The 25,452-nt window shown below is 49.0% G+C and carries 26 protein-coding genes and 1 riboswitch; of the genes, 8 read left to right on the top strand and 18 right to left on the bottom strand.

What is annotated here, in order from left to right:
• Positions 1 to 82 precede the first annotated feature (82 nt).
• The 3 genes from AC6R03_RS04275 to AC6R03_RS04265 all read right to left on the bottom strand — a co-directional run bounded on the left by AC6R03_RS04275 (position 83) and on the right by AC6R03_RS04265 (position 4,115).
• Complete coding sequence (locus tag AC6R03_RS04275; protein WP_500629009.1) at positions 83 to 1,426, bottom strand: carbohydrate porin; 1,344 nt, start codon at positions 1,424 to 1,426, stop codon at positions 83 to 85.
• Between the two features lie 311 nt (positions 1,427 to 1,737).
• Positions 1,738 to 3,684 carry a DNA topoisomerase III gene (locus tag AC6R03_RS04270; RefSeq protein WP_500632263.1) on the bottom strand — a complete coding sequence of 649 codons (1,947 nt, stop codon included), beginning with the start codon at positions 3,682 to 3,684 and terminating at the stop codon, positions 1,738 to 1,740.
• A 95-nt stretch (positions 3,685 to 3,779) separates the two neighbouring features.
• Positions 3,780 to 4,115: a Grx4 family monothiol glutaredoxin gene (locus AC6R03_RS04265; protein ID WP_334552696.1), complete on the bottom strand. Its 336-nt coding sequence runs from the start codon at positions 4,113 to 4,115 to the stop codon at positions 3,780 to 3,782.
• 340 nt (positions 4,116 to 4,455) lie between these two features.
• Here AC6R03_RS04265 and sodB point away from each other — a divergent pair, with 340 nt between their 5' ends.
• The 3 genes from sodB (at position 4,456) to AC6R03_RS04250 (ending at position 6,554) form a co-directional block, all read left to right on the top strand.
• Positions 4,456 to 5,040, top strand: a complete 585-nt coding sequence (sodB, locus tag AC6R03_RS04260; protein WP_334552697.1) for a superoxide dismutase [Fe] — start codon at positions 4,456 to 4,458, stop codon at positions 5,038 to 5,040.
• 122 nt (positions 5,041 to 5,162) lie between these two features.
• Entirely contained in the window at positions 5,163 to 5,672 is a 510-nt protein-coding gene (locus AC6R03_RS04255; protein WP_334552698.1) for a VC2046/SO_2500 family protein, read from the top strand.
• 219 nt (positions 5,673 to 5,891) lie between these two features.
• The gene (locus AC6R03_RS04250; RefSeq protein WP_500632264.1) at positions 5,892 to 6,554 is read left to right on the top strand and encodes an SDR family oxidoreductase; all 663 of its coding nucleotides are present in this window, start codon (positions 5,892 to 5,894) and stop codon (positions 6,552 to 6,554) included.
• On the opposite strand, the gene AC6R03_RS04245 is transcribed toward AC6R03_RS04250, so the two are convergent.
• From AC6R03_RS04245 to AC6R03_RS04235, 3 genes are all read right to left on the bottom strand, one after another.
• Entirely contained in the window at positions 6,551 to 7,012 is a 462-nt protein-coding gene (locus tag AC6R03_RS04245; RefSeq protein WP_500632265.1) for a low molecular weight protein-tyrosine-phosphatase, read from the bottom strand. The two genes, AC6R03_RS04250 and AC6R03_RS04245, sit on opposite strands and share 4 nt — an antisense overlap.
• 140 nt (positions 7,013 to 7,152) lie before the next feature.
• On the bottom strand, positions 7,153 to 7,401 hold the full coding sequence (locus AC6R03_RS04240; protein WP_334552704.1) for a DUF3297 family protein: 249 nt from the start codon (positions 7,399 to 7,401) through the stop codon (positions 7,153 to 7,155).
• A gap of 110 nt (positions 7,402 to 7,511) precedes the next feature.
• Complete coding sequence (locus AC6R03_RS04235) at positions 7,512 to 8,306, bottom strand: family 16 glycosylhydrolase (protein ID WP_500632266.1); 795 nt, start codon at positions 8,304 to 8,306, stop codon at positions 7,512 to 7,514.
• Between the two features lie 259 nt (positions 8,307 to 8,565).
• Here AC6R03_RS04235 and cobO point away from each other — a divergent pair, with 259 nt between their 5' ends.
• On the top strand, positions 8,566 to 9,177 hold the full coding sequence (gene cobO / locus AC6R03_RS04230; protein ID WP_500632267.1) for a cob(I)yrinic acid a,c-diamide adenosyltransferase: 612 nt from the start codon (positions 8,566 to 8,568) through the stop codon (positions 9,175 to 9,177).
• Positions 9,178 to 9,271: 94 nt separating this feature from the next.
• On the opposite strand, the gene AC6R03_RS04225 is transcribed toward cobO, so the two are convergent.
• The 3 genes from AC6R03_RS04225 to apbC form a co-directional block, all read right to left on the bottom strand.
• Positions 9,272 to 11,443, bottom strand: a complete 2,172-nt coding sequence (locus AC6R03_RS04225) for an AsmA family protein (RefSeq protein ID WP_500632268.1) — start codon at positions 11,441 to 11,443, stop codon at positions 9,272 to 9,274.
• 139 nt (positions 11,444 to 11,582) lie between these two features.
• Entirely contained in the window at positions 11,583 to 12,224 is a 642-nt protein-coding gene (gene udk, locus AC6R03_RS04220) for a uridine kinase (protein ID WP_334552711.1), read from the bottom strand.
• Positions 12,225 to 12,422: 198 nt separating this feature from the next.
• Positions 12,423 to 13,496, bottom strand: coding sequence for an iron-sulfur cluster carrier protein ApbC (gene apbC, locus AC6R03_RS04215; RefSeq protein WP_500632269.1), 1,074 nt, complete (start codon positions 13,494 to 13,496; stop codon positions 12,423 to 12,425).
• 222 nt (positions 13,497 to 13,718) lie between these two features.
• Between apbC and metG the strand changes: the two genes are divergently transcribed.
• Both metG and AC6R03_RS04205 read left to right on the top strand, forming a co-directional pair.
• Positions 13,719 to 15,794, top strand: coding sequence for a methionine--tRNA ligase (gene metG, locus AC6R03_RS04210; RefSeq protein WP_500632270.1), 2,076 nt, complete (start codon positions 13,719 to 13,721; stop codon positions 15,792 to 15,794).
• Positions 15,795 to 15,999: 205 nt separating this feature from the next.
• The gene (locus tag AC6R03_RS04205; RefSeq protein ID WP_334552717.1) at positions 16,000 to 16,812 is read left to right on the top strand and encodes a hypothetical protein; all 813 of its coding nucleotides are present in this window, start codon (positions 16,000 to 16,002) and stop codon (positions 16,810 to 16,812) included.
• A gap of 150 nt (positions 16,813 to 16,962) precedes the next feature.
• On the opposite strand, the gene udp is transcribed toward AC6R03_RS04205, so the two are convergent.
• Both udp and AC6R03_RS04195 read right to left on the bottom strand, forming a co-directional pair.
• Positions 16,963 to 17,721, bottom strand: coding sequence for a uridine phosphorylase (gene udp / locus AC6R03_RS04200; protein ID WP_334552719.1), 759 nt, complete (start codon positions 17,719 to 17,721; stop codon positions 16,963 to 16,965).
• 300 nt (positions 17,722 to 18,021) lie between these two features.
• Positions 18,022 to 18,438 (bottom strand): CBS domain-containing protein, encoded by a 417-nt coding sequence (locus AC6R03_RS04195; protein ID WP_334552721.1) that lies wholly within the window; start codon positions 18,436 to 18,438, stop codon positions 18,022 to 18,024.
• A 150-nt stretch (positions 18,439 to 18,588) separates the two neighbouring features.
• Here AC6R03_RS04195 and AC6R03_RS04190 point away from each other — a divergent pair, with 150 nt between their 5' ends.
• Positions 18,589 to 19,551 (top strand): GGDEF domain-containing protein, encoded by a 963-nt coding sequence (locus AC6R03_RS04190; protein WP_500632271.1) that lies wholly within the window; start codon positions 18,589 to 18,591, stop codon positions 19,549 to 19,551.
• A 13-nt stretch (positions 19,552 to 19,564) separates the two neighbouring features.
• Here the strand turns inward: AC6R03_RS04190 and moaE are convergent, their stop codons facing one another.
• The 5 genes from moaE to moaA all read right to left on the bottom strand — a co-directional run bounded on the left by moaE (position 19,565) and on the right by moaA (position 22,347).
• Positions 19,565 to 20,023, bottom strand: coding sequence for a molybdopterin synthase catalytic subunit MoaE (gene moaE, locus AC6R03_RS04185; protein ID WP_500632272.1), 459 nt, complete (start codon positions 20,021 to 20,023; stop codon positions 19,565 to 19,567).
• 2 nt (positions 20,024 to 20,025) lie between these two features.
• Positions 20,026 to 20,271: a molybdopterin synthase sulfur carrier subunit gene (gene moaD / locus AC6R03_RS04180; protein ID WP_334552725.1), complete on the bottom strand. Its 246-nt coding sequence runs from the start codon at positions 20,269 to 20,271 to the stop codon at positions 20,026 to 20,028.
• A complete protein-coding gene (gene moaC, locus AC6R03_RS04175) occupies positions 20,264 to 20,746 on the bottom strand; it encodes a cyclic pyranopterin monophosphate synthase MoaC (RefSeq protein ID WP_334552727.1) in 483 nt (160 codons plus the stop codon). Before moaC ends, moaD begins: the two co-directional genes overlap by 8 nt.
• 9 nt (positions 20,747 to 20,755) lie before the next feature.
• Complete coding sequence (gene moaB / locus AC6R03_RS04170) at positions 20,756 to 21,268, bottom strand: molybdenum cofactor biosynthesis protein B (protein ID WP_487903400.1); 513 nt, start codon at positions 21,266 to 21,268, stop codon at positions 20,756 to 20,758.
• Between the two features lie 89 nt (positions 21,269 to 21,357).
• Positions 21,358 to 22,347, bottom strand: coding sequence for a GTP 3',8-cyclase MoaA (moaA, locus tag AC6R03_RS04165; RefSeq protein WP_500632273.1), 990 nt, complete (start codon positions 22,345 to 22,347; stop codon positions 21,358 to 21,360).
• Positions 22,336 to 22,476, bottom strand: a riboswitch (molybdenum cofactor riboswitch). Its footprint overlaps the gene before it by 12 nt.
• Before the next feature lie 170 nt (positions 22,477 to 22,646).
• On the opposite strand from moaA, the gene yvcK reads away from it, so the two are divergent.
• Entirely contained in the window at positions 22,647 to 23,534 is an 888-nt protein-coding gene (gene yvcK, locus AC6R03_RS04160; RefSeq protein ID WP_500632274.1) for a uridine diphosphate-N-acetylglucosamine-binding protein YvcK, read from the top strand.
• Here yvcK and luxU read toward each other — a convergent pair.
• Complete coding sequence (luxU, locus tag AC6R03_RS04155; RefSeq protein ID WP_334552734.1) at positions 23,520 to 23,864, bottom strand: quorum-sensing phosphorelay protein LuxU; 345 nt, start codon at positions 23,862 to 23,864, stop codon at positions 23,520 to 23,522. The two genes, yvcK and luxU, sit on opposite strands and share 15 nt — an antisense overlap.
• Complete coding sequence (gene luxO, locus AC6R03_RS04150) at positions 23,864 to 25,243, bottom strand: quorum-sensing sigma-54 dependent transcriptional regulator LuxO (protein WP_334552735.1); 1,380 nt, start codon at positions 25,241 to 25,243, stop codon at positions 23,864 to 23,866. Before luxO ends, luxU begins: the two co-directional genes overlap by 1 nt.
• Positions 25,244 to 25,452 lie beyond the last annotated feature (209 nt).

The raw sequence follows: 25,452 nt of genomic DNA, 5'->3' as shown, positions 1-25,452 counted from the left end.
CTGGAGTTAAATTGGCTGGTCGACCCGGCCCCACCAATCTGCCTTGTGGGGCCAATAAGTTGGACAGTAAATTACCCTAGGCTTACCACCACGCCTCGAACATGGCGCCGACAGCCACGGTGTCTGCGGTTGTTTTATCACCCGCTGAGCCAGTCGTTTCTACATCGCCAACGGTTGTATAGAAGCGCAGCATCGGACGGCTCCAAGGCAAGCCTCCCAGTGACACGTTTTGAGATAATGTCACTTTCCAACCGGTTTTCTCACTGCCATCGTCCCAATCTTCCATCGCATAACCAGCTTCTAGCCATGTTGAATGAACGTCATCCCATTGATACTGTGGACGAACGATACCGGCGTATTCGCTTTTCTCATCGGTATCAGCACCTGAAATATCTTTGTACGACACTAAGTAATCGATAATAAATTGCTCAGACGCTTTGTAGCCCCCTTCGACACTTGCGTAGAAGACCTGCTTATCACCTGCTAGCTCGAATACCGAGTTGTCAGCGCCATCGGCGTATTTCATCACTAACTTATTAGAGCTACCTAGGCCAAGTACGGCACCGACTTGCCAAGCGGTTTCATCTTCAACGTTTACTGCAGGATTTTTCTTCACAACAATGTCGCCATCTTCGTCAATCACGATTTCCTCACTCGCTGAGCTGTTGGCTTCACTAGAAGCAAAACCATAGTTCGCGTAAAGGTCTAGATTGCCGAAACCCAAATTGATTCCATGTAACTTTGACGTAATAGCATAGCGGCCCGCATCGTTGCCTAATGCCCCGTCGGAGCTGTCCACTGCACCAACAAAGCCCATATCCAACTTCACGCCACCCAAGTTTAGGTTGTTGAAGCCCGCGCCTTGGCCATCATGAGACATCCAGAAGTAATCATTCAAACCTTGTTGTGGACGCTGATGGAAGTCACGACCCGCCCACATGTAGAGCTCTGGTTGGCTTTCAAAAATGTTAGTGACGCCGGCATACATTTTCTTCAAATTCACGCCGCCTGATGAACCCCATTGGTCGTTGTTCCAATCATCCACCATGAAAACCAAATCCCATTTGGCACCATTGTCTGCTTGGAAGATTTTGGCTAATTGAACTTCACCACCATTCGCTTCGTTACCCAAACGGCCAAGAGAGCGACCAGTGCTGCCCACTTCGACATAACGGTTGTCACCTGACGAGTGGTGCGCGCCATAACGTGCGTAACCTGAGAAGATAATGCCTTGAGGCACTTGCGTATCTGGAGTCAACACAGCTTGTTGTTGGTCATTGACGTAGTCAATTTCAACCAGCTTTGACTCTAATTCTTGAATACGTTGCTCTAATGCCGAAATATCGGTTTCCGCAGCAAGGACAGAGGCAGAAGCGAGAGTGGAAGCCACCGCTAAAGTTATTGGTAAAACTCTAAAATGTTTCATGTTATATCCCTATTTAATTTAGGTTTGTTTTAATTCAGGGAAATAATAAGCAATGAAACCTTTGAAAATATTTGCCGACTTCACATCCGATTATTGAAATAAGCGTCATGAAACTGTTCTATTCAAGAGATTTAAAAATTAAAACAAGACTTTCATAGAGTTATGACGTTGTTTTTCAGGTTAGGCGAGGATGAAATCGGTTTCATTTCATGAGATTTGGCGAAATTTGTCACGAAAACGAGTCGATAAACAGGCGAACAAAAAACAACTCGAATGAAAACTTTCGACATTATGAAAGATTTCATACTCGCTCAACGGCTTTTCTTCGCTCTTGGTGATTTGCCTTTAAAAGAACGTCTCTTTTTGTAGGCCGGACGCTCAACCTTAGGTAAATGACGCAGCGATGGCGGCACGTCACCGGGTTTGACCTGCTGCATCAATCCGTCGATGCTCTGTTGGAGTGCTTGCATGAAAGGTTGGTAGGCTTGATTTCGCTCGGCCATACCTTGCAACTGGTGCTCCCAGTGGGCGGTCATGTCAGGGTAGGTGGATTCGCTTGGCAAGGCGTGAATTAGCCCGCGCCCGGCGGCGGAGCTCAATATGGCTTTGCCTTGGCGGGTGAGGAGTTGACGCTTAAACAGCGTATCCAAAATACCGGCTCGAGTAGCTTCGGTGCCTAACCCGTCGGTCTCTTTTAAGATGGCTTTTAATGCTTTGTCTTCAACGAATCGGGCGATGCCTGTCATCGCTTGCAGTAGCGTGGCTTCGGTAAAATGTTTCGGCGGCTCTGTTTTTCTCTCTTTGATCTCTCCCTCTCGGCAGGTCAGCACTTCTCCTTTCGCCAGCGGTGGCACCGTCTCAACGCCTTGATCCTCATCATCCACTTTGCCCATCAGTGCCTTCCACCCCGCTAAGACCAATTGTCGACCTTTAGCGACAAACGCACCGCCGGCGATCTCAAACACCAACTTGGCTTCGGCATACACAGCTGCAGGGTAAAACTGCATCAGATATTGGCGAGCAATCTGCTGATATATTTTCATTTCACTTGCAGAGAGCGCATTGACTGACGCTTTTTTAGGCGTCGGAATAATCGCGTGGTGCGCATCCACCTTGCTGTCATTCCATGCTTTGGACTTCAAGGAGAGATTCGCCTCCTCCACCGCCGTGGACAGATCCTTGGCGTTATTGGCAATCGCATCGCAGACCGAACGCGCCTGCGAGTAGTGCTCAAGCGGCAGGTAGCGGCAATCGGAGCGTGGGTAGGTGATGAGCTTATGTTTTTCGTACAAAGATTGGCAGGTATCAAGCACTTGTTGTGCGCTCATACCAAAACGCTTGGCAGCGTCAATTTGCAGAGCAGAGAGCGAGTAAGGAAGCGGCGCCGACTGTTTAGTCTGCTTTTGTTCGGACTCCACCACCGTCGCCGGCTGATTGGCAATACGGCTTGCAACGTTCTCAACCAGCTTGCGGCTCAATACTCGGCCTTCTTCATCGAGCCAAGGCTGACAGGCTTCACTCGGCTTCCATCTCGCGCGAATATCAAACGCCTGATCACCCTGCTGACAGGGAATCAACGCATGCAACGTAAAATAATCTTTAGGTACAAATTGCTCAATCTCTTCATCTCGACGCACCACTAAGCCGAGTACCGGAGTCTGAACGCGCCCAACGGATAAAACGCCCTGATAACCCGCTTTTTGCCCCAACAAGGTGTAGGCCCGCGACATATTCATCCCATACAACCAGTCGGCGCGCGAACGCGCCAACGCGGAAACAGAAAGGGGGATAAAGTCACGGTTGCTGCGCATTTGGCTAAGCGCACGTTTAACGGCCGGTAAGTTCAAGTCACTGATCAGCAGACGTTGCATCGACGTCCTCTTACCTTGGGGGACGCGACAGTATTCAATCACTTCATCCACCAGCAATTGCCCTTCTCTGTCTGGATCCCCAGCGTGGACGATCTGCTGCGCCTCTTTCAGTAACTTACGGACCACTGTGAGCTGCTTGCTGGCGGACTTTCTCGGTCTGAGTTGCCACTGTGACGGGACAATAGGCAAGTCAGCGAGATTCCACTTTTTGTAGCGCTCGTCATAACTGTCTGGCTCGACCTGCTCTAACAGGTGACCAATACACCAGGTCACTACATCGCCATTGCCGCAACGAATATAGCCTGACTCATTTTTCTTTGGGCCAGGCAGCGCTGCCGCGATCGCTCGGCCAAGACTAGGTTTTTCAGCAATAAACAGACGGGACATAGGGAGTTTAGACGCGAGTCAAATGGCAAAAAATAAGGGCAACATTAACCAATGTCGCCCTTACAAATCAAGAAAAACTGTAAATATAACCAGTATTATTCTTCGTCGCTGCCTGCTCGCGCCGCGGCTTCTTTAATCAGTGGCTGCAATTCGCCTTTTTGGAACATCTCAATAATGATGTCACATCCACCGATCAGCTCACCTTCTACCCACAATTGTGGGAACGTTGGCCACTGCGCATACGCTGGCAGTTCTGCACGGATGTCTGGATTTTGTAGAATGTCTACGTAAGCGAACTTTTCGCCACAAGCCATCAAAGCTTGCGCTGCTTGAGATGAGAAACCGCAGCTTGGTAGTTTCGGGGAACCTTTCATGTAAAGAAGGATCGTGTTTTCTGCGATTTGCTGTTTGATTTTATCGATAGTTTCCATTGCTTCCTCTTAATGGAGTTACTGCAAATATTCTGGACATTCTAAACCATTAGCGCAGAATAAAAAGCCTACAATAAGAAGGGATTTAATCCTTGCACAAATTTGGGCTTGAATGCGACACTGTTTGCACAATGCGGTGTCTTGCAAAAGCCGACGGGCTCTTGACGAGAATTTTGCAGTGATCGGATCCGAATAACTCTTTTAATAAAGTAAAAACTTGCTAAACTAGAACGCAAGTCAGCACATTGACCACAGCAAGCCGCGTGCAAGCTGTGAATAATAAATAACACTGGAAGCAATCGAAAGGGCTAACCCTTTCAAATCAATGGAGAATCGAGCAATGGCATTTGAACTACCCGCTCTTCCTTACGCGAAAGACGCACTAGAACCACACATCTCAGCAGAAACCCTAGATTTCCACCACGGCAAGCACCACAACACTTACGTGGTTAAGCTCAACGGCCTAATCCCAGGTACTGAGTTCGAAGGCAAAACACTTGAAGAGATCATCAAGACATCTTCTGGCGGCATCTTTAACAACGCTGCACAGATCTGGAACCACACCTTCTACTGGCACTGTCTTGCTCCAAACGCGGGTGGTGAGCCAACAGGCGCAGTAGCCGATGCCATCAACGCAGCCTTTGGTTCGTTCGACGCATTCAAAGCGAAGTTTACTGATGCGGCAATCAACAACTTCGGTTCTTCTTGGACATGGCTTGTGAAAAAAGCTGACGGCTCACTAGATATCGTGAACACGTCAAACGCAGCGACGCCACTAACAGAAGAAGGCACCACGCCACTACTGACGGTTGACCTATGGGAACACGCGTACTACATCGACTACCGTAACGTTCGTCCAGATTACATGAACGGTTTCTGGGCACTGGTTAACTGGGACTTCGTTGCAGAAAACCTAGCAAAATAATCCCTTCTCCCGAAAGGATTGGAATTTAGTCGCCTAAAAAGCCAGCAGTCAGCTGGCTTTTTTCATACCTGCTCTCAAGCTTTTTGCCCCCTCGCCGCTACATAGACATCAAGCGAGGACATATGCACACCCCGATTCATACCTTAGACAAAGCGAGCGTCATCAACGAGCTTCAGTTTGGCACTGGCATTAATCATGCGGTGCACGAAGGTCGCCGTGCCGATTTTGCGCTGATTCTCTCTTTGTTCTCTGATGATGTCCGCGATACAACGCCAGTGGAAAAAATCGATACGGTTGACAGCAGTGAAGCAGCTCTGCGCCGTCGATTTGAGTTGCCGTCTCCACAAACTCTGCGTTCGGATCAAAGCTCATACGCAGTTTCCGCGCAACAAGCGGCGCTGTTTCACTCCAGTGGTCTCGCCAGTGCTAAGTTGTCCCACTACCTAACACCGGAAACCTTGACGTATTTACCCGAAGAGACACATGACCTTCCTGAAGAGGTCTATCACAACCTTTCTGGTCACCAGAGGCGTCAACTGGCAGAACAAACACCGCGTGAGCTAATGCCGGCCGATCTCTACAATCAGCTGATCCACGCTCAACGTCAGTTCCAAATTTCCCTACAAACTTAATGGGTTAACATCTTTGCTATTGACGCAGGATCACATTCTCGTTGTCTCATTTTGTATACATATTCACCCGTTCAACTAGAGAGTGTGAAACACCGCAAAGAAACACGCTCTGCTCAAAGATGCGCACAACTTATTTGAAGTTATTCACATATAAGTAACAGTTAATCTACCATGCTATATGAACAAAGTAGTCAAGTGTGACGAGAAGGAAGGCGAGCGATGGATATAAAAAATGCAGTAATATTAATTACTTCTGCAGGCTCTCAGCTTGGTGGTACGCTCGCGTCTCATTTCGCATCGCTAGGTGCCACCTTGGTTCTGTGCGACAAAAACTCCGCTCGCTTGCAACAAACAGTGCAAAGCTGTCAGCAGATCTCCACTAAGATCTACTCCTGTGCGATTGTTGATTACAGTGTCGATGCCATTCACGATCTGTTTCACTACATGGATGATACGTTAGGTCACTCACCCGATGTGTTGATCAACGCCATCACTAGCCATGCGATGCCGACCATTCTTGAACAGAGTGGCCGCGAGATTTTTACTCAGCAGCTTTCCCACATGGCAGCGACGCTATTTAGCTTTGGCCAAGCTACCGCAGAGCGAATGAGGACGGAAAAGAAAAACGGGGTAATCGTCAACGTTATCGCCCATGCGGATTATCGAGATTTATCTGGCTTCGACAACGCCACCTCCATGGTGGCCGGTTTTACCCAAAGCTGGGCTAAAGAGCTAACGCCTTTCAACATTCGCGTTGGCGGTGTCGTACCCAGCTATGATGTTGACGATGTTCATTGGTCGGAGATTCACGACGAGCTGATCCGCAATACCGAGTATATCGTCGCCAATGATTACTTCAGTGGACGCGTAATGGCCGCTTAGCGTTGCAAAATGGCCTCGCTCGCTTGCTCAATCAGATCGAGCACATTCTCGAACCCTTCATCTCCGCCATAATATGGGTCAGGTATTTCATCCACGTCTGCATCAATGTCACTGAGAAACAGTTTGAGCTTATGTTGATGCTCACGTGGGCACTGCGCTTGAAGATCGGCTAAGTTGTCCCTATCTGCCGCCAAAATGAGATCAAAGCGAGCAAAATCATTGGGCTCTACTTGCCGTGCTCGAATCCCTTTAAACGAATATCCCCGCTTCTTCCCTGCCGCCTGGGCACGTGGGTCCGGCGCATGACCTTGGTGGTAACCGATGGTTCCTGCCGAGTCTATCTCCACTTCAACGCCTAGCTCTTTTGCTTTCGCTCTGAGCACCGCTTCGCCCGTCGGAGAGCGACAGATATTGCCCATGCAGACGACAAGGATGGAGGAACACTGAGTACTGTTCATGATGGATTTCCTTTTCAGTTGACCAATGTGCCGGCGTTTTCTCTCATTAGGAAAACACGCCGTCGATTCCAAAACCATACGCGCAGATAAAAAAAGAGTGAAGCACGGGCTTCACTCTTTCGAATTCTCATAGGGGCGGTTTACTTGTAGTAAGCCTCAACCTCGCCTTTGAGTTTAATCAGCATCGGTTGACCCCAGCGATCTTTTGCTTTCGGTGATGGGATTTTTACCCAGCCTTCGCTGATGCAGTACTCTTCCACATCGGTGCGCTCTTTGCCATTTAGGCGAATGCCGATTTGGTGTTCAAAACACTCAGCGATGTGATGTGGGCTGCGTGGGTTGCCTGATAGGTGATCCGGTAACTCAGGTTTGGCGTTGGTATCGCTCATACTTGTGACCTAATAGTAGTAATCAAAACGTGGATTCTAGTTGAGACGCTAGGCGGGTTCAACTCTCACATCAAGACAAAGGGTAAGAATACCGCTTGTCGGCGCCTCAACTACTCGCCACTGGATAAGCGAAGGTGCAACAGACCATTGTCGACAAACGCGTTATCGGGATGAAAGGTAACCAGATTCGATTCAAAGGACCAATCCCCTGCTCCCCAGCGCGTGTGATCGAAACGATCAAAATCATCACGCCACACCTTCTCAAAATGCCCATCTTGATAGCGGTAGTACTCCATCCAGTCCACTTGCTGGGTGAGTGGCAGTTGCTCAGGCTGAAACTTACCCACCCAATCCGCCGCTTCAGAGACCCAAAGGTTCATGCGGTAACTTTGCGGGCTGTCTCGCATGTCTATCACCTGTTGCGAGTCCTTGGCTAATACGCGATGCAACACCTCACCATTGACCAACCAAGTGATTTCATCTGGAGTCCAGATGAGCGTATATTCCTGAAAGGTATTCAGTGGCACGGGATGGAGATGTTCGGAGTGAATCCGCTCGCCAAGGGCGCCTGTGATGAGATTGGTTTGCAGTTGGTTGGGCGCTTTGCCGATCGCCTCGATATCTATCTCACGCCAAGGAATGCCGCCTTGCCAAGATTCATTATCATAGGTGAAAAAAGACGAGACGACGCCGGGCGCAGAGACCAACTTCAACCTCATTACGAACTTGCCAAAGGTGACCTTGTCATGGCTGTATACTTCTGCGCCATAGAGTGGAACAGACGTCGTATTTAACCGCCCAGACTGAACCAAGGTATCTTGATTGGACACGTCAGCTTGTGTGTTAAGTGCGATAAAACTCAGGGCTGCGGCCATCGCGTATCGTTGCCAAGTCGGGTGTATCATCTCTGTGCCTCCTTCTCAAAACACATCTTGGTTATACACCGTGGCTAAGGGGTACAACATTCGTAAATTCAATTTGTTATCCATATCTTGAACAACGACACTTTTTAGATTGGCGGCATGAAATCTATCCCAGCAGGATGAAACTTCTCCCTCTCAAAATGTGATATCACGCGAGAGAGTAACCACAGTCGATGACGGTTTTTTCCCTTTGCGTTGTCCGCTATGATGGCGAGCAAAGGAATGATCACAAGGTAACGATATGTCAGACCAAGCACCTTCTCACAAAGAGCAAAAACACCAACAGCGTCAACAGAAAGTCAAAGAACAAGTTGATAAGAAAATTGCAGCGGCACAAGAAGAGAAAGGCTTGTTGCTCATCATCACGGGCAACGGCAAAGGCAAATCCACCTCAGGGTTTGGCACAATTGCTCGCGCGGTCGGTCATGGTAAACAGTGTGCTGTCGCGCAGTTTATCAAGGGAACCTGGGAGAACGGCGAACGCAACCTGCTGGAAAAACTCGGCGTCGAGTTTCAAGTGATGGCGACAGGCTTTACATGGGAAACGCAAAACAAAACCACTGATACCGAAGCGGCTCAAGTGGTGTGGAAAGAGTGCCAGCGCATGCTCAAAGACGAATCACTGGATGTGATTCTGTTTGACGAACTCACCTACATGGTGAGCTATGGGTATATTGAACTCGATGAAGTGATCGAGGCACTCGAGCAACGCCCAGCAATGCAATCGGTGATCATCACCGGGCGTGGTGCCCATCGCAGTTTGATTGAGATGGCCGATACCGTCTCAGAAGTGAAAAACATCAAGCACGCCTTTGAATCCGGTGTCAAAGCCCTCAAAGGGGTGGATTGGTAACACGATTTTCCCATTACTGGGATTTAAAAAAGCCTAGCTCATAGCGACAATCGCGAGCTAGGCTTTTTGTTTGTTGCTGTGGTGCGCTGTGAGGTTAGTTGAACAAACCTTTGATCAAACTGTTGACGGCTTCCTTGGTTTTTTCGTCTTTGATTTTCCCGTCTAACTTCTCTAAGCCACGGTCAATCTCTTTCTGCGCTTTTTGCTTCAGTACATCATCAAAAACTAACTTGAACTTAGGCGCATCCCACGAGCCGGAGATGTTAATTGGAATCGTGACATCCTTCAGCTCATCGATATCTTTACCACCTTGGCCTTCCAAAGAACCAACCACTGAGGTGCTCACGGTAAAGTTCACTGTCTGCTTGATGTAGTTCGCTCCGCCTTGACCACGGATTCGTAGCAGAGGGGATTGCATGGTGAGATCGTTGGTCGATACATTGCCTTTGTTAAGGACTAACGTAGCTTTCATCGCACTAAAGTCGGTTTTCTTAACACCCGTTGCGGCTTCCACTTTTTGACCTTTGATCTTGGCGTAGTTTTCACGAATCAACTGCGCAACGTTGATCCCATTGACCGCACCATCGGTGAAACTTATTCCTATCGTGCCAACAAGGTTTTGCTGAATACCACTTGGAGTCAAACTGTTACCTTTAACGTCAACATCAATGTTACCTGTGCCTTCCAACTGATCAGTGTTGGCCACATCCACCAGCAAAGGCTGAACTTTCACGCCGCGAATCTGCTTTTTGGCACTGTAGGTCGCTGGGCTCTTACGCGCATCCAACCGTCCTGTGGCTGTGACGCTACCCTGGTAGAGGTTGGCGGTAAAAGCGCTCAAATCAACCACACCTCGGTCAATCGAGAAGCTTGTGCTCACCTTCTCCATCTTGGCGTTGTTGGCCTTGAACTTATCGATGGTGATGTCACCCTTCACGTCCAAATTGGCCAACGCTGACAAGTCAGGTTCTACTTCTGCACTCGGTTGTTTCGCAGCTGACGTCCCCGCTTGTGACGTGCCTGATTGCGGTGAAGAACTTGACGTCGATTGAGATGAGTCGGAAGATTCGCCTTGATTTGAGCTGGCTTCGCCTAGTCCAAGAAATTCATCCAAGTCGATGTTTGGACTGTGAAGCGCAAAGCGCACTTTCGCGATTTCGGCCAAGGTGACGTCGGCTTTGCCATCAAATTGCAATGCATTGGCAGTCAGTTTACTCAGCACAAGGCTCAGATGACTCTTAGTGAGATCAAAACGTATGTCCGATAACAAGCCAATAGCCATAGGGGATTGAGGTAGGCTCTCGCCTTGCAACTGACCGTCGAGCGTGAATTGATTCACTTGCACTAGCGTCATCGCTTTATCAACGCTCAGTTTGGCCGCGCCCGTCATATCGATGTCCATATCAGCGGCTTGGCCTTTGATCTCGAAAGTCAACGGATTCACCGCATCAAACTGAAACGTCTCTAACGCCAGCTTAATGGATTCCATTTTGGTGCTTGGGTCACTAAAACGGCTATCTAGGTTGATATTGCGCAAAGCATAATCACGCAACCCGGGGGCTAATTTGAGCTCAAGGTCACCCTTGGTTTCAAACACTTGCTGGTTGTTTTGACCTTTCGCTGCAAACGTCACCGAGCTCCATTGTTCGAAGGCAAACTCAGACAAGTTAAATGCCACATCGAACAGTTTCGTAAAACTACCTGTGCGCAGGTCTTGGATCTCAATAGCGGCGTTACTGACGCTCACGCCAGCGAGATTGATGCTCCAAGCGGCCCCAGTTTCTGTTTCGGTGGACGACGGCTCGCTGCTGGTTGAGCTTGCTACGTCCCCTGCCGTACTCTGGGTTTGAGTCGCCGGTTGCGATGAAGATGACGATTGAGTCAAAGCATCCAAATTGGTCGAGCCATCTTTACGCGTGATCAGTGCGAACTCTGCACCATCGAGGCGAAGTTTTCCAATGTTGAGCTGCTGGCTAAATAGCGGCATGACCGAGACATCAATACCCACTGAATCGACTTTAAACAGATTTTGTTTATCAAACCCGGCTGGGTTTCTCAGTTCAGTTTTACCGAGCTCAAAACCAATCGATGGGAAAAACTGCCAACTGATATCCCCCTCAATGACCAGATCTAAGCCGGTGTGCTTTTTGGCCTGTTCGACAATCAGGGGTTTAAATTGGTTGGGATTGACGAGGGTTACCAATGCAACCACCCCGCCAAGGAGGACCACAACGACGACCGCTATGGCTATGAGTAACTTCTTCATCAGCATTATCCTTGCTAAGTAAGAGACAATTTTAGGCCTTCCCCAAGTATAAGTCGTGATTGAACAAATACTTGTCGCCATAAAAAGAAAGTGGCACTTAAAGTGCCACTTCTCACTAAAAAAATAAACCCCGCTGGGATTATGCTTTCAAAAGTTTTGCAATGTGCGCTTTTAACACATCAATGGCGATACGGTTTTTACCGCCACGAGGCACAATGATGTCCGCATATTGTTTAGAAGGCTCAATGAACTGCATAAACATCGGGCGAACCGTTTTCTGATATTGCTTCAAAACGGAATCCATTGTACGACCACGCTCTTCCACATCACGCTTCACGCGGCGCAGCAAACAGATATCAAGCGGCGTGTCCATAAAGACCGTCGCATGCATCAAATCACGTAGACGCGGGTCAGTCAGGAGCAGAATGCCTTCAAGGATGATGACTTTCTTTGGTGTTAACGTGGTGGTTTTATCTAGGCGGGTATGCTCAGTGTAACTGTACTCAGGGACTTCCACCGCTTCACCGCGGATCAACTGTTCTAGATGGTCACAAAGCAAGTCATGGTCTAGCGCACTTGGGTGGTCATAATTGGTTTTTACACGCTCTTCCATGCTTAGGTGGCTTTGATCGTTGTAGTAACTATCTTCCGTAATCACACCAATTTGATGATCGCCCACCTTCTCACGCAACTCACGGTAAATCGTACTTGCGATTAAACTTTTCCCAGAAGCAGACGCGCCAGCAATACCGACGATCACACATTGATTATTCTCAGACATTATTCTTGCACTCGATGTTTGAATTGGTGTCATATTCACTAATATTAGCAAGTGTGCAAATAGACGCATGCATATCAGTGTAAATTGGTTAAACCGCATGATTATAGGGAGAAGCGCGGTTTGTTGCTAGTCACACTTAGCAACAAAACCGCATTTGAAGGGAGAAAAACGCAAGCAATCGATTACACCGAGTGAGGGTTACTCGACCATGGTGAATTGGATTGCCGCAGGGCGCTCCTCACCTTGCCAATACATGCGCGCAGTGATCGATTCGGCAAGGGTAAGGTAGATTTGACTGTGCTCTGAGTCTGGCCTTGCCGCCACCGTAGGCACGCCTTGATCGATGTCTTCACGCATCGCAATATGCAGCGGCACTTGAGCGAGCAGATCCAACCCATATTCTTGCGCCATTTTCTCTGCGCCGCCTGCGCCAAAGATGTGCTCACGCTCACCGCAATGAGAACAGATATGGTAACTCATGTTCTCGACCAAGCCGACAACTGGCACCTCTACTTTATTGAACATCGCCGCGCCTTTACGTGCATCGGCGAGCGCCAAATCTTGCGGTGTGGTGACAATCAAAGCACTGGTGACGGGGATTTGCTGCGCCAGCGTCAGTTGAATATCCCCCGTACCCGGCGGCATATCGACCACTAAATAGTCCAAATCTGGCCATTCGGTCTCATTCAACAGCTGAGCTAACGCCTTAGAGGCCATCGGGCCACGCCAAATCGCGGCTTCGTCTTTGGACACCAGATAACCGATAGATTGCGTCACGATGCCGTGCGCCTTGATAGGTTGCATCCACTTGTTGTCTCTCACTTGTGGCTTAGCGTCTTGCTGACCAATCATCATCGGCACTGATGGCCCATAAATATCCGCATCCAACAAACCGACGTTGGCACCTGTCGCGGCCAGCGCCAACGCCAAGTTGACCGACGTTGTCGATTTTCCCACACCGCCTTTGGCTGAGGTTACGGCAAGGATATTTTTCACGCCTTTCACTTCCGCGCTCACATGAGTGCTGAGCGGTTTCACATCGATTTGGATAGAATACGGGAAACGCTGGATTTGACCGCGCTCTAACTGACCTTCAATCCAAGTAGTGAGTTCACTAGGCAAAGAGCGCGAAGAAAACGGCAGTCGAATCTGACATTGGTCGGCGGCGACATGAACGAGATGTGACGTTGAGGCCCAATCGGCCACAAGCTGTGGATGTTGAAACTGATTAAGCCAGTCGCATAGCGCTTGCTTGGAAGTAAACTGCTGCATGAATGCTCCTTGTTATAAGACCCACTGAACTGGCAGAGGGCGCGCAGAAAACACACGCTCTTTGTACAGAAGGATAGCACCGCACATGCTATCACTCCCGAGGTCCTGACAGAACCCTGAAAAAACTGGGTGTTTGAGCAACTAGATACCTTGGAGTCACTGGTGGGATAAGGTAGTATTACCGTCTATTTTTTCCTACACCTTAAGAAGCGAATATTAAGTATGGCAAACGATCCAAGAACCCTTGATCCAAGGAAACTGCTGGTAACTTGTGCCCTTCCGTACGCTAACGGTTCGATTCACCTAGGTCACATGCTTGAGCACATTCAAGCCGATATCTGGGTACGCTACCAACGCCTACGTGGCAACACTGTAAACTTCATCTGTGCTGACGATGCTCACGGCACGCCAATCATGCTAAAAGCACAACAGATGGGGATGACACCAGAAGAGATGATCGCTGCCGTAAGTGAAGAGCACCAAAAAGACTTCGCTGGCTTCGATATTAGCTTTGATAACTACCACAGCACACACTCAGAAGAGAACCGTGAGCTAGCGTCACACATCTACTTAGAGCTAAAGAAAAACGGCTTTATTTCTAGCCGTACCATTTCTCAACTGTTTGACCCTGAGAAAGAGATGTTCCTTCCGGACCGTTTCGTAAAAGGGACCTGTCCGAAGTGTAAATCCGAAGACCAGTACGGTGATAACTGTGACAACTGTGGTGAAACCTACAGCCCAACGGAACTGATTGATCCTAAATCAGCGGTCTCTGGCGCGACGCCCATCATGAAAGATTCTGAGCACTTCTTCTTCGACTTGCCTCAGTTCGAAAGCATGCTGAAAGAGTGGACTCGTTCTGGTTCTCTTCAAGCTGAAACCGCCAACAAGATGCAAGAGTGGTTTGAGTCAGGTCTGCAGCAGTGGGATATTTCACGTGATGCCCCTTACTTTGGCTTCGAGATCCCAGGTGAAAAGGACAAGTTCTTCTATGTTTGGCTAGATGCGCCAATTGGCTACATGGGCTCGTTCAAAAACCTGTGTGACAAGCGTGATGATCTCGACTTCGACGAGTACTGGAAAAAAGACAGCACAACTGAGCTTTATCACTTTATTGGTAAAGACATTGTTTACTTCCACTCTCTGTTTTGGCCAGCGATGCTTGAAGGCAGCGGTTTCCGCAAGCCAGACAACGTATTCGTCCACGGCTATGTCACGGTTAACGGCGCGAAGATGTCTAAGTCTAAAGGGACCTTCATCAAAGCAGCTACTTACCTAGATCACCTAGATCCAGAGTGTCTACGTTACTACTACGCGGCGAAGCTCAACAGCCGCATCGATGACCTCGACCTCAACCTTGAAGACTTCACTCAGCGCGTGAACGCTGACGTCGTGAACAAGATTGTTAACCTAGCATCACGTAACGCAGGCTTCATCAGCAAGCGCTTTAACGGCAAGCTTTCAGCACAGTTTGCAGAGCCAGAACTATACAACGAGTTCGCAACAGCGGCTTCTCGCATCGCAGAGCTTTATGAGAGCCGTGAATTTGGTCGCGCAATCCGCGAAATCACGGCCCTTGCTGACAAAGCAAACCAATACGTCGATGAGAAAGCGCCGTGGGTGATTGCGAAAGAAGAAGGTAAAGACCAAGAGCTGCAAGACATCTGCTCTGTGGGTATCAACCTATTCCGCGTATTGATGACGTACCTAAAACCTGTGATGCCTGCGCTCGCTGCACGCACTGAAGCCTTCCTAAACGAAGAGCTGACGTGGGAAGGGGTCGCGTCACCGCTGACCGATCACGAAATCACTAAGTTCAAAGCGCTGTTCAATCGCATTGATCCGAAGAAAGTGGAAGCGATGGTGGAAGCGTCTAAAGAAGATGCGGCAGCCGAAGTGGCAGCGAAGGAAGCAGCAGAAGCGGCGAAGCACCAAGCGAGCCAAACTGAGCTGGATAAAGATCCTATCGCCGATGAGATTGAATTTGATGCATTCGCCGCCGTGGACATGCGTATCGCTCGTATCATCTCTTGCGAAGAAGTGCCAAAAGCCAACAAGCTGCTTAAGTTCCAGCTCGATATCGGCGGTGAAACTCGTCAAGTCTTCTCTGGTATTAAGTCTGCTTACAAACCCGAAGAGCTTGAAGGCAAACTCACCGTGATGGTTGCGAACCTTAAGCCGCGTAAGATGAAATTTGGTATGTCGGAAGGCATGATCCTAGCAGCAGGCCCTGGTGGCAGCGAGCTATGGATTCTTGAGCCTCATGAAGGCGCACAGCCAGGTATGCGCGTGATGTAATCACCAGGCTCGTATCACTCATCCCCGCGTGACACCGTCCGCGGGGATTTTTGTGCCCTCAATCACAATATTAGGGCTTACTTTGCACCAAAACCGTTCAACCCCTTCGCCGTCCAGAATGTAACTTACTGTATTTAAACAACTTATAAGTTGGCACTGTTCCTGCTCTACCCACTTAGTAGTAGGCGAGTACAAGGAGTACGTTATGTTTGTGTTGATCTCAGTGGTTCTATCGATAGCCGTATTGGCTGTCATGCTTTACTTCTCTAAAAAGCGTCAAAGCACTTTAGAGCGCAAGTTTGAAACACTGGTCTTGCTGCGACAGGTGATGTTGCTTAGCCGCAAACATCGTAGCGCGACCCACTTAGCGTTAACCAAGGAGGTGACGGATAGTGAGCTGGAAGAGATTGAAGCGCTCTACGATCAAATGGTCGATATCACCAATGGCTTGGTGGCCAACGCGCCCTTTGACAACAAACCCATGTACCGAATTTTCCAATTAAAACTCAAAGGCATGCATAAAGAGTGGCAAGACAGAACCGTGATTCGCAACCAAGTCATCCACGGTAAAACCATTCGTCACTGCATGTTCTTGATGGATGAAGTCGCGATTGCATGGTTGATTGAGTCTGAGCGTGAAGATCTCAGTGATGAGTACCACATGAACTGGCAACAAATCCTCGACAGTATGGAAGTGTTGACTCAACTGCGTTTGTGCATTCCAGAAATCGATACTATTGATGGTCGCTTGCGCGTTAAATACTATTGCGACAAAACACGTCGTAAACTTAACCAACTGTCGATTATCAGTCCCTTGAGTGTTGCCTCGCCAGCCAGCAGTGCCGCGATGCGTGACCTGACTGAAATCGCCATCAGCGAAGAGCTTGATTGGACAGAAGAAGCCTTGTATGAACTGACCAGTGACGTGTCTGCGGTCATCTCGCAAGTCTATGACCAAGTGTTATCGGACATGACGGAAACACTCTATCTGCCACTTCCTCGAGTAGCGATAGCGTGAACGGCTAGCGATACACGTTTTAGCAAAATCTATGGTTGCCAATCTATTTGAAATAAATAAAACGGCCAGGTGATAAGACCTGGCCGTTTTCATCATTGTTTGGTCAACGCGAATATGCGCTAAAGACTCTGATACTTAGATCATTTTTACTTAGAGCATTTTGCGCGCCGCTTCGACGACAACTTTAATCGAGCGTGCTTCGGTTTCTTTTAGCGTAGAGTGATCAGGGATCTCTTTTTGAGTTCGGTTGATGATGACACCCGCCACACAACCTGCTTTTAGGCCTGAGCTTGCACACATCGTCAATAAGGTCGCTGACTCCATCTCGAAGTTCAGTACGCCCATATCTTGCCACTCTTTCATCGAGCCTTGGAAACGTTTCACCACGCGACCGGAGAAGGTATCGTAACGCTCTTGACCAGGGTAGAAGGTATCACTGGAAGCCGTGACACCCATGTGAACCGTTGCACCTGTCTCTTCTACCGCCGCTTTCATCGCTGTTGCGACATCAAAATCAGCCACCGCTGGGAACTCCATAGGCGCGAAATGTAGACTGGCACCATCGAGACGCACAGAGCCGGTTGAAACAATCATATCGCCAACATTCACATGCGGTTGGATTGCACCAGTGGTACCAACACGTAGGAAGGTACGCACACCACACTGCGCTAGCTCTTCAACCGCAATAGAAGTCGATGGGCCACCAATACCGGTTGAACACACAACAACAGGCTTGCCCTCTAATTCAGCGCGGTACAGCGTGTATTCGCGGTGACTGGCGAGAAAGACGGGATTATCCATCTCTTCAGCAATTTTTTGCACACGTGCAGGATCACCAGGGATGATCGCGAGTGTCGCACCAGCAAGATCATCTTTCGTAACACCAAGGTGGAAAACAGCTTGAGACATAGGGGAGGCTCCTTATAGTGACAGGCTCATCGAATGAGTGGCGGCCTGTTCTTACATTTGTTTGGGTACCCGGATACTCTAACCAAGTCAGCAGCAATATAGAGTGATTTAGATCACACATAACAAAGCAACAAAACATTCAATTTCACAATAAACCGTTTTGCATCACACTTTAATGCGCAATATCGTCAATTTTGCACATAAAACCGCCGTTTGATCTCACGTTTTCTCATCGCTACGGCCATCACCCCGAGGTCAACAGCGATGCCTCCGAGAGCGAAATAAACGGCGAGACGTAGATTAAACCGGATGCTTAAAGCAATCGTTGATGGTTTTACCGATCGCACGTAACACATCTCTTCTCGTGATGATCCCAACCAATCGACCATTATCAATGACAGGGTAGACCTTAGGCTTACCGACCTTCATCATATCCGCCAACTCGATAATAGAAGTCTCAGGGGTCACTGAAAGTACCTCCTTGCTCATACAGTCCGATACGATATGGGTATCTTGGCAGTAGTAACTCACCTTGATGAGTTTATCCAACAGGTCTTGGCCCGAGAGAAAACCAATCACTTTTTTGCTCTCGTCAATCACGGGCCCACCGAGATAATTTGAGTTCATCACCTTTTCAAGCGCCGCACTCAACGACATATTGGGGGTAAATGTCACCGCTTGTAACGTCATATAGTCTCTGACCTTTAATGATTCCATCTGCGTCTCCTTGTCCGTGCTCTGGGCGGGTCATACTATATATTGTCGTCTAATTTCTTGATTTCACAAATGGCGCTGCGGATTTTTCCACCGCCCCTCAACTTAATGACTAAACTGTAATTAGTGATAGCGATGGAGAGGTATGAGCCCGTGAACTCAACGTTGACTGAATTGATGAAAGTGAACCCCGCGTTGATGCATACGGTGTTTGCCTCTTTGCCTGAGCCGACCTTTTTAATCAGCAAAATGGGCGTCTATGTGGAGGCGTGGGGTGGACGCGATACGACGCGTCACCATGACCCAAGAATCATTATCGGGCTAGATCAGTACCAGGTACTCCCCGCTGATAAAGCGGTGTGGTTTAGCCAAGTGGTGGTCGATGTCATAGAGAGTCAAACCCCGGCAGAGCTGGAATACTCCCTTGACCCAAAGTCGTTGAGCTGTTTTAACGAGGTGGAAGGGCCAAAAGATCGACAGTTTTTTAATGCGTTGGTGATCCCCCTCCCCGATACGGAGTTTGTCCTCTGGACGGTTCGCAACATCACCGAGCACCAAAATGCGCTAGAAAGGTTGGCAAAGCAGCAGCTTGAATTGGAAAAAATTACCCATCTTGACCATTTGACTAAGGTCTACAACCGCTACGCCTTGGATGTGATGGTCCCGGATGTCTTAGAGCTGGCCTATCTTAACCAAACCGGATGTGCGCTGCTGATGATCGATCTTGATTGTTTTAAACAATACAACGATCGCTATGGCCATTTGAAAGGCGATGATGTGCTTGAATCACTGGGGGCAACGCTGATGAACTGGTGCAGTGCGCACGACCTCTGTTTTCGCTATGGTGGTGATGAGTTTCTGATTGTGTGTCCCAACATCAGGGAGAGTGAGTGTTTAGAGCGTGCAGAGCAATTGCGAGATCAGGTTAACGCTCTAGCGATTGAGCATCTATCTTCAACCGTAAGCAATTGTGTGTCGATTACGATTGGCATTCATTATTGCCCGCACATTCCCCACCCGATGAGCACTGAGCGTCTAGTCGCTGTCGCAGACAAAGCGCTGTTCTTTGCCAAAAAACAGCGCCGGGGTACGATTCATCAAATCAATCAGTGGTAGAGCAAGGCATCAACTAAGGTTGTTGCCAGCGCTGTGCGGCTTGCGCATCGGACTCACGCGATTCCACCCAACGCGTATCGGTTGTCGTGCGCTCTTTTTTCCAAAACGGCGCTTGTGTCTTGAGGTAGTCCATCACAAATTCGCACGCTTCAAACGCGGCTTTGCGATGCGCACTCGTTACACCGACAAACACAATTTGATCGCCAATATCAAGATCGCCAATACGATGGATCACACGCACACAATCTAGCGGCCAACGCGCCAATGCGCTGTCGCCAATCTTTTGCAGCGATGACTCCGTCATTCCTGGGTAATGTTCAAGGGTAAGACCGGTCACTTGGTCGCCCAAGTTCATGTCCCTTACCTTACCGACAAAGGTCACCACTGCGCCAATACTGGCGTCTTTCGCCAACTGACCATACTCCTCACCGACATCAAAATCATCCGCTTGAACAGAGATACGAACCGTCATCGTTAGCCCCCAGTCACTGGCGGGAAAAAGGCCACTTCATCGCCATCTTTCAGCGGATGGGTAAGCGGCACAATCGCTTGATTCACCGCTGCGAGCAGTTTACCCGCTTCAAGTGCGAGAGACCATTTGCCCTCTTGCTGCGCAAGATGCGCACGCAATGACTCCACGGTGTCAAATTGGTCAGGGAGCGTTAATGTATCAACGCCAACCAACTCGCGCGTCTGCGCAAAAAACAATACGTTAATCATAATCCACCTTGAAATGCCCGGATTTTCCGCCCGTTTTCTCCAAAAGACGCACCGAACCGATCACTATGTCTTTTTGAACCGCTTTACACATGTCGTAGATGGTCAGCGCCGCCACTGAAGCCGCGGTCAATGCTTCCATCTCCACACCGGTCTTACCGGCGAGCTTGCACACCGACTCGATGCGCACCTGACTCTTTTCGGTCAGCGCTTCCAACTGTACTTCCACTTTGGACAGGAGCAGCGGGTGGCATAACGGAATCAAGTCCCAGGTTTTTTTCGCGGCTTGAATACCGGCAATACGAGCGGTGGCAAACACGTCACCTTTGTGATGCTCTCCAGAGAGAATCAGTTGCAGCGTCTCTGGCGCCATGTGAACAAAAGCTTCAGCGCGCGCCTCGCGCACTGTGTCTGCTTTGCTCGACACATCGACCATATTCGCTTCACCCGAAGCATTGATGTGAGTCAGTTCACTCATGCGATCCCCTTATACTGATAAGTGAGGCATAAAGTTACAAGGACGATGGCTGGCATCCAACTGCTGCTTGATGATCTTAGTCCAGCCTGTGCGACACGCGCCTGTCGAACCCGGCATGGCAAAAATCACGGTGTGATTGGCAAAGCCAGCAATGGCACGTGACTGAATCGTTGAAGTGCCGATTTCTTCAAAAGAGACCATGCGAAATAGCTCGCCAAACCCTTCCACTTCTTTATCAAACAGAGGCTTCAGTGCTTCAGGCGTACTATCGCGAGAAGTAAACCCCGTACCGCCGGTGATCATCACCGCTTGGATTGACTCATCCGCAATCCACTGAGAGACGATGGCACGAATCTTATACATGTCATCAATCACAATTTGTTTATCAACCACTTGGTGTCCTGCCTCTTGAGCTTGCTCGACCAAGTAGCGTCCCGAGGTATCGTTTTCTTCGTTACGGGTATCCGACACGGTTAACACCGCGATTGTCGCCGGTTGAAATTTGCTTTCTGCGTGACCCATTTGTTCACCTTTCACATAATTTACGTTGTTTTTTTCCATCACGAGTGTCCCCCCGTGATCACAATTTCGCTTTCGTCATTCTGACGTGACTATCCACCGATAGAGGCTAAATGAGGTGTAGCACCTGAGTTGCCATCATGAAGAAAGTGACTGACGGATTTGGTTTGAAGTGCTTGCTGAATACGCGACGTCAGCGCCGCTTGTTGGCCATCACTTTGGAGCAAATCTCGCAGATCCACCCCCTCTTCGCCAAACAGACATAAGTGCAATTTACCAATTGCCGAGACTCGTAGACGATTGCAACTTTGGCAAAAATCCTTCTCGTAAGGCATGATCAAACCAATTTCACCTTGGTAATCTGGGTGAATAAACACCTGAGCGGGGCCATCGTTACTGGCTCGAGCCTTGAGCAGCCAGCCGTTGGCGATAAGCTGATTGCGAATCGCCACACCGGAGACATGATGTCGTTGAAACAGCTCATCCATCTCACCCGTTTTCATCAATTCAATGAAACGTAACTGGATTGGCCGGTCTTTTATCCAAGCGAGAAACGCCGGCAGTTCTTGCGCATTGAGATCTTTCATCAACACAACGTTCACTTTGACCTGCGAATACCCCACTTCAAACGCTTTATCAATGCCCGCCATGACTTGGGTAAACTTGTTCTCACCGGTGATCTGGTGGAACATGCGCGAGTCAAGGCTATCGACGCTAACGTTAATGTGAGTTAACCCGGCTTGCTTCCACTGTTCAACCTGCTTCTCCATCCGGTAGCCATTAGTGGTAGTGGCGACTTTCTTGATGCCCGGCGTACTTGAGACGGTATGAATGATATCCGTGAAGTCTTTACGTAAGCTGGGCTCTCCGCCTGTGATGCGCACCTTGTTAGTGCCGCACTCGGCGAACGCATTGACGACCCGTTGGATCTCTTCTATCGATAAAAAAGACGAGCTGCGACGCCCCGCAGATTGATAACCATCAGGCAAGCAGTAGGTACATTTGAAGTTACAGACATCTGTAACAGAGAGACGCAAGTAGTAAAACTTGCGTTGAAAACTATCTTCGAATTGTTGCGCCACGAAACACCTTTCCAAACACGGGAGGCATGACCATTTCCAATCAAGCCCTTGTGACCTTATGTCACTGGCTTAGCGCGCTTATTCTCTTGTTGAAAACTTAGCCCGATAAGCTCGGAGTTATGGCAACTGATTCCGTTTTGAACCAGCAGCTAAGCGATAAAATACTTAAAATTTGTGGGCCTTTCTACCTTTGGCGTAAAAAAACCGAATCTCGCGCCCAAAATACCCACTATTGAGTACTTGCGGCGCCTCGATTACTCTACATTGTAGTCCATAGTGATAATAACAATGACACACACATGACGTTATACAATACAAAAAAAGTGGTCGCAGTTGGCGGCGGTCACGGTCTAGGGCGCATGTTGGCGGCTCTAAAAGATTTCGGTAGTAACGCCACGGGGATCGTGGCGACGACAGATAACGGTGGCTCAACTGGGCGTATTCGCCACTGCCAAGGCGGCATTGCCTGGGGCGACACTCGTAACTGTATCAACCAATTGATCACCGAACCCTCCATCAGCTCAATGATGTTCGAATATCGCTTCAAAGGCGCGGGAGAGCTCGATGGTCATAACCTTGGCAATCTTATGCTCACGGCACTGGATAACCTATCCGTGCGCCCACTAGAGGCGACCAATCTCATTCGCAATATGCTTAAAGTGGATGTCAATATCATCCCCATGTCAGAGCACCCCTCTGACTTGAAAGCCCTTGCACCTAACGGACGCTGGGTCACCGGTGAAACCAGTGTCGATGAAATGCCAGATAAGTTGATTCGTTTAGACTTAGAGCCAGAGGTACCGGCGACGAAAGAGGGCGTCCTCGCTATTGAACAGGCAGATGCAATCATACTTGGCCCTGGCAGTTTTCTGACCAGTATTATGCCCCCGCTGCTGCTGCCTGAATTAAGCAAAGCCATCGCGCTCAATCGCAAAGCGACACTGATTTTCGTCGAAAACTTATCCAAGGAGCATGGTCCTGCGGGGAAAATGTCCTTAAGGGAAAAACTCGAATGGTGTGAACGCGCATGCCAAGGGCGTAGGATTGATGTGGTGCTCGGTGATACGCCTCACCCTGAGCTCAGCGAGTGGAACTGTGTGACGACGCCCCTTGCCTCACCCAATCGCGACTGGCGTCACGACCGGGTGAAATTGCAGCGCGCCATTGAACACTTAATTGACCAATAACGAGTGGTAACTTTGCTTGGTCTCGTGCAGCAGAGCAATCATGGCATGCTTTGATTGCTCTACGTCTAACTCCGCCCCGGTTTTGACTTTGGTATCTATTTGCGTAGAGAGATGACACAGGGCATCGGCGCCAAAACTGGCGGCGCTGCTTTTCAACGCGTGGCTGATCTCTTTAAGGTACTCTAACACGTCCGTTGCACCGTCATCAGAGAGATGCTCAATGTAACTGCTCAGTTCCCCTAAAAAGATGTCTAATAGCACAGGGACATTCTCTTGGCCGATTTCATCGGCCAACTTATCGACTTTAGCCTGATTCAAAACAGGTTCCATTAGCTTTCCTTAGCGTTCCACGCTTGTAATTTTCGATAGAGCGTTGACGGGCTGACATCCAAATACCCTGCGGCCTTCGGTATATTGCCATCACATGCGGCGATCGCCTGCTCAATGGCGTTTTTCTCAGTCAACCATAACGGAAAAATCTCGTGCACTGAAATCGTCTCCGGCTGCGGTAAAGAGACTCGGATTTCATTGGTCGCCGGTTGGTTTAGCGGCGGCGGCAACATGTCTAAGGTGATCTCGCGGCCATTATTAAGCACAACGACGTTACGTAACACGTTTTGCAGCTGACGCACGTTGCCCGGCCACTCATAACGTTTAAAACGTTCGACCACATCCGGTGCCAGACGAACAAAGTCTTTCCCTTCCTCATTAGACATGAAACCCAACAGCGAGTAGGCAATCTCTATAATATCTTCGCCACGCTCACGCAGTGGCGGGAGATGCAATGGGATCACATACAGGCGATAGTACAAATCTTCCCGAAAACGCCCTTCTTCCACTTCTTTCCAAGGATCTCGGTTAGTTGCACATACAAAACGCACGTCTACGCTTTTCATTTTAGACGACCCGACTTTCTGGAAAGTACCGGTCTGGATAAAACGCAGCAATTTGGTTTGCAAGTCTAGATCCATCTCACACAGCTCGTCCAAAAAGAGTGTGCCACCATCAGCCAACTCTGCGGCGCCCTGCCTGTCGGTTGATGCGCCGGTAAACGCCCCTTTCACGTGGCCAAACAGCTCACTCTCAATCAAATCCTTAGGAATCGCCGCACAGTTGATCGCAATAAAGGGCTTATCGCCACGTTTACTGGTGGCATGAATAGCCTCGGCGCACACTTCTTTACCTGTGCCACTCTCACCAGTGATAAAAATACTCGCTTTACTGGTTGCGGCGGAGTCTATGGTGCGATAGACCGCTTGCATGGTTTGGCTACTGCCGATAAACCCTTGATAACTCTGATTTCCCGGGTTATCGGCTTCGTTTTTCAACTTAGTGGCTTTACGAATCGCGTTGTTCACGGTTACGCGCAGGCGATCGGCTTCACACGGCTTAATCATGAAGTCTTGCGCGCCAAGACGCATCGCTTCTACCGCGCTATCAATCGAGCCGTGGGCAGTCATAAAGATAACAGGGACATCCGGATCTTTCGCTTTCACCGCGGTTAATACGTCCATCCCCGTCATATCTGGAAGTCTTAAGTCGAGTAGGATGAGATCCGGTGTGCGAAAATTGAGGCTCTCAATCGCATCACGCCCAGTGCCGACGATATTGATGTCTATCCCCAGCGGCGTGAGATACGAGCGATAGAGCGCCGCAACGGACGCCGTATCTTCTACCATGAGTAGGTATTTGGATTTTTGAGTATTCATTGCCTAGCCGTCTATTTTTATTTTGCATTCGACTAAATGATTGCATTGCGCATTGCATTTTGCAAATTTATCACCTAAAAAGCGCGTAATTGAATGAAAATCACGCTTTAAAAGTTGGCACGCTAGATGCAGTAAACACTGTGACCCTCATGGGTCACCTAGCCAACTGACGTTGTTAGTGAACAAAGTATTCACAAGAATAGCCAATA

This window comes from Vibrio sp. R10-SG-ISO4, assembly GCF_059834135.1.
The sequence above is the reverse complement of the archived record's forward strand: the minus strand, read 5'-3'. Positions and strand labels throughout refer to the sequence as shown.

What these genes read in the sequence shown, in the direction of transcription:
- AC6R03_RS04275 (WP_500629009.1), bottom strand. Translation starts at nt 1,426, where the DNA reads ATGAAACATTTTAGAGTTTTACCAATAACTTTAGCGGTGGCTTCCACT.
- AC6R03_RS04270 (WP_500632263.1), bottom strand. Translation starts at nt 3,684, where the DNA reads ATGTCCCGTCTGTTTATTGCTGAAAAACCTAGTCTTGGCCGAGCGATC.
- AC6R03_RS04265 (WP_334552696.1), bottom strand. Translation starts at nt 4,115, where the DNA reads ATGGAAACTATCGATAAAATCAAACAGCAAATCGCAGAAAACACGATC.
- sodB (WP_334552697.1), top strand. Translation starts at nt 4,456, where the DNA reads ATGGCATTTGAACTACCCGCTCTTCCTTACGCGAAAGACGCACTAGAA.
- AC6R03_RS04255 (WP_334552698.1), top strand. Translation starts at nt 5,163, where the DNA reads ATGCACACCCCGATTCATACCTTAGACAAAGCGAGCGTCATCAACGAG.
- AC6R03_RS04250 (WP_500632264.1), top strand. Translation starts at nt 5,892, where the DNA reads ATGGATATAAAAAATGCAGTAATATTAATTACTTCTGCAGGCTCTCAG.
- AC6R03_RS04245 (WP_500632265.1), bottom strand. Translation starts at nt 7,012, where the DNA reads ATGAACAGTACTCAGTGTTCCTCCATCCTTGTCGTCTGCATGGGCAAT.
- AC6R03_RS04240 (WP_334552704.1), bottom strand. Translation starts at nt 7,401, where the DNA reads ATGAGCGATACCAACGCCAAACCTGAGTTACCGGATCACCTATCAGGC.
- AC6R03_RS04235 (WP_500632266.1), bottom strand. Translation starts at nt 8,306, where the DNA reads ATGATACACCCGACTTGGCAACGATACGCGATGGCCGCAGCCCTGAGT.
- cobO (WP_500632267.1), top strand. Translation starts at nt 8,566, where the DNA reads ATGTCAGACCAAGCACCTTCTCACAAAGAGCAAAAACACCAACAGCGT.
- AC6R03_RS04225 (WP_500632268.1), bottom strand. Translation starts at nt 11,443, where the DNA reads ATGAAGAAGTTACTCATAGCCATAGCGGTCGTCGTTGTGGTCCTCCTT.
- udk (WP_334552711.1), bottom strand. Translation starts at nt 12,224, where the DNA reads ATGTCTGAGAATAATCAATGTGTGATCGTCGGTATTGCTGGCGCGTCT.
- apbC (WP_500632269.1), bottom strand. Translation starts at nt 13,496, where the DNA reads ATGCAGCAGTTTACTTCCAAGCAAGCGCTATGCGACTGGCTTAATCAG.
- metG (WP_500632270.1), top strand. Translation starts at nt 13,719, where the DNA reads ATGGCAAACGATCCAAGAACCCTTGATCCAAGGAAACTGCTGGTAACT.
- AC6R03_RS04205 (WP_334552717.1), top strand. Translation starts at nt 16,000, where the DNA reads ATGTTTGTGTTGATCTCAGTGGTTCTATCGATAGCCGTATTGGCTGTC.
- udp (WP_334552719.1), bottom strand. Translation starts at nt 17,721, where the DNA reads ATGTCTCAAGCTGTTTTCCACCTTGGTGTTACGAAAGATGATCTTGCT.
- AC6R03_RS04195 (WP_334552721.1), bottom strand. Translation starts at nt 18,438, where the DNA reads ATGGAATCATTAAAGGTCAGAGACTATATGACGTTACAAGCGGTGACA.
- moaE (WP_500632272.1), bottom strand. Translation starts at nt 20,023, where the DNA reads ATGACGGTTCGTATCTCTGTTCAAGCGGATGATTTTGATGTCGGTGAG.
- moaD (WP_334552725.1), bottom strand. Translation starts at nt 20,271, where the DNA reads ATGATTAACGTATTGTTTTTTGCGCAGACGCGCGAGTTGGTTGGCGTT.
- moaC (WP_334552727.1), bottom strand. Translation starts at nt 20,746, where the DNA reads ATGAGTGAACTGACTCACATCAATGCTTCGGGTGAAGCGAATATGGTC.
- moaB (WP_487903400.1), bottom strand. Translation starts at nt 21,268, where the DNA reads ATGGGTCACGCAGAAAGCAAATTTCAACCGGCGACAATCGCGGTGTTA.
- yvcK (WP_500632274.1), top strand. Translation starts at nt 22,647, where the DNA reads ATGACGTTATACAATACAAAAAAAGTGGTCGCAGTTGGCGGCGGTCAC.
- luxU (WP_334552734.1), bottom strand. Translation starts at nt 23,864, where the DNA reads ATGGAACCTGTTTTGAATCAGGCTAAAGTCGATAAGTTGGCCGATGAA.
- luxO (WP_334552735.1), bottom strand. Translation starts at nt 25,243, where the DNA reads ATGAATACTCAAAAATCCAAATACCTACTCATGGTAGAAGATACGGCG.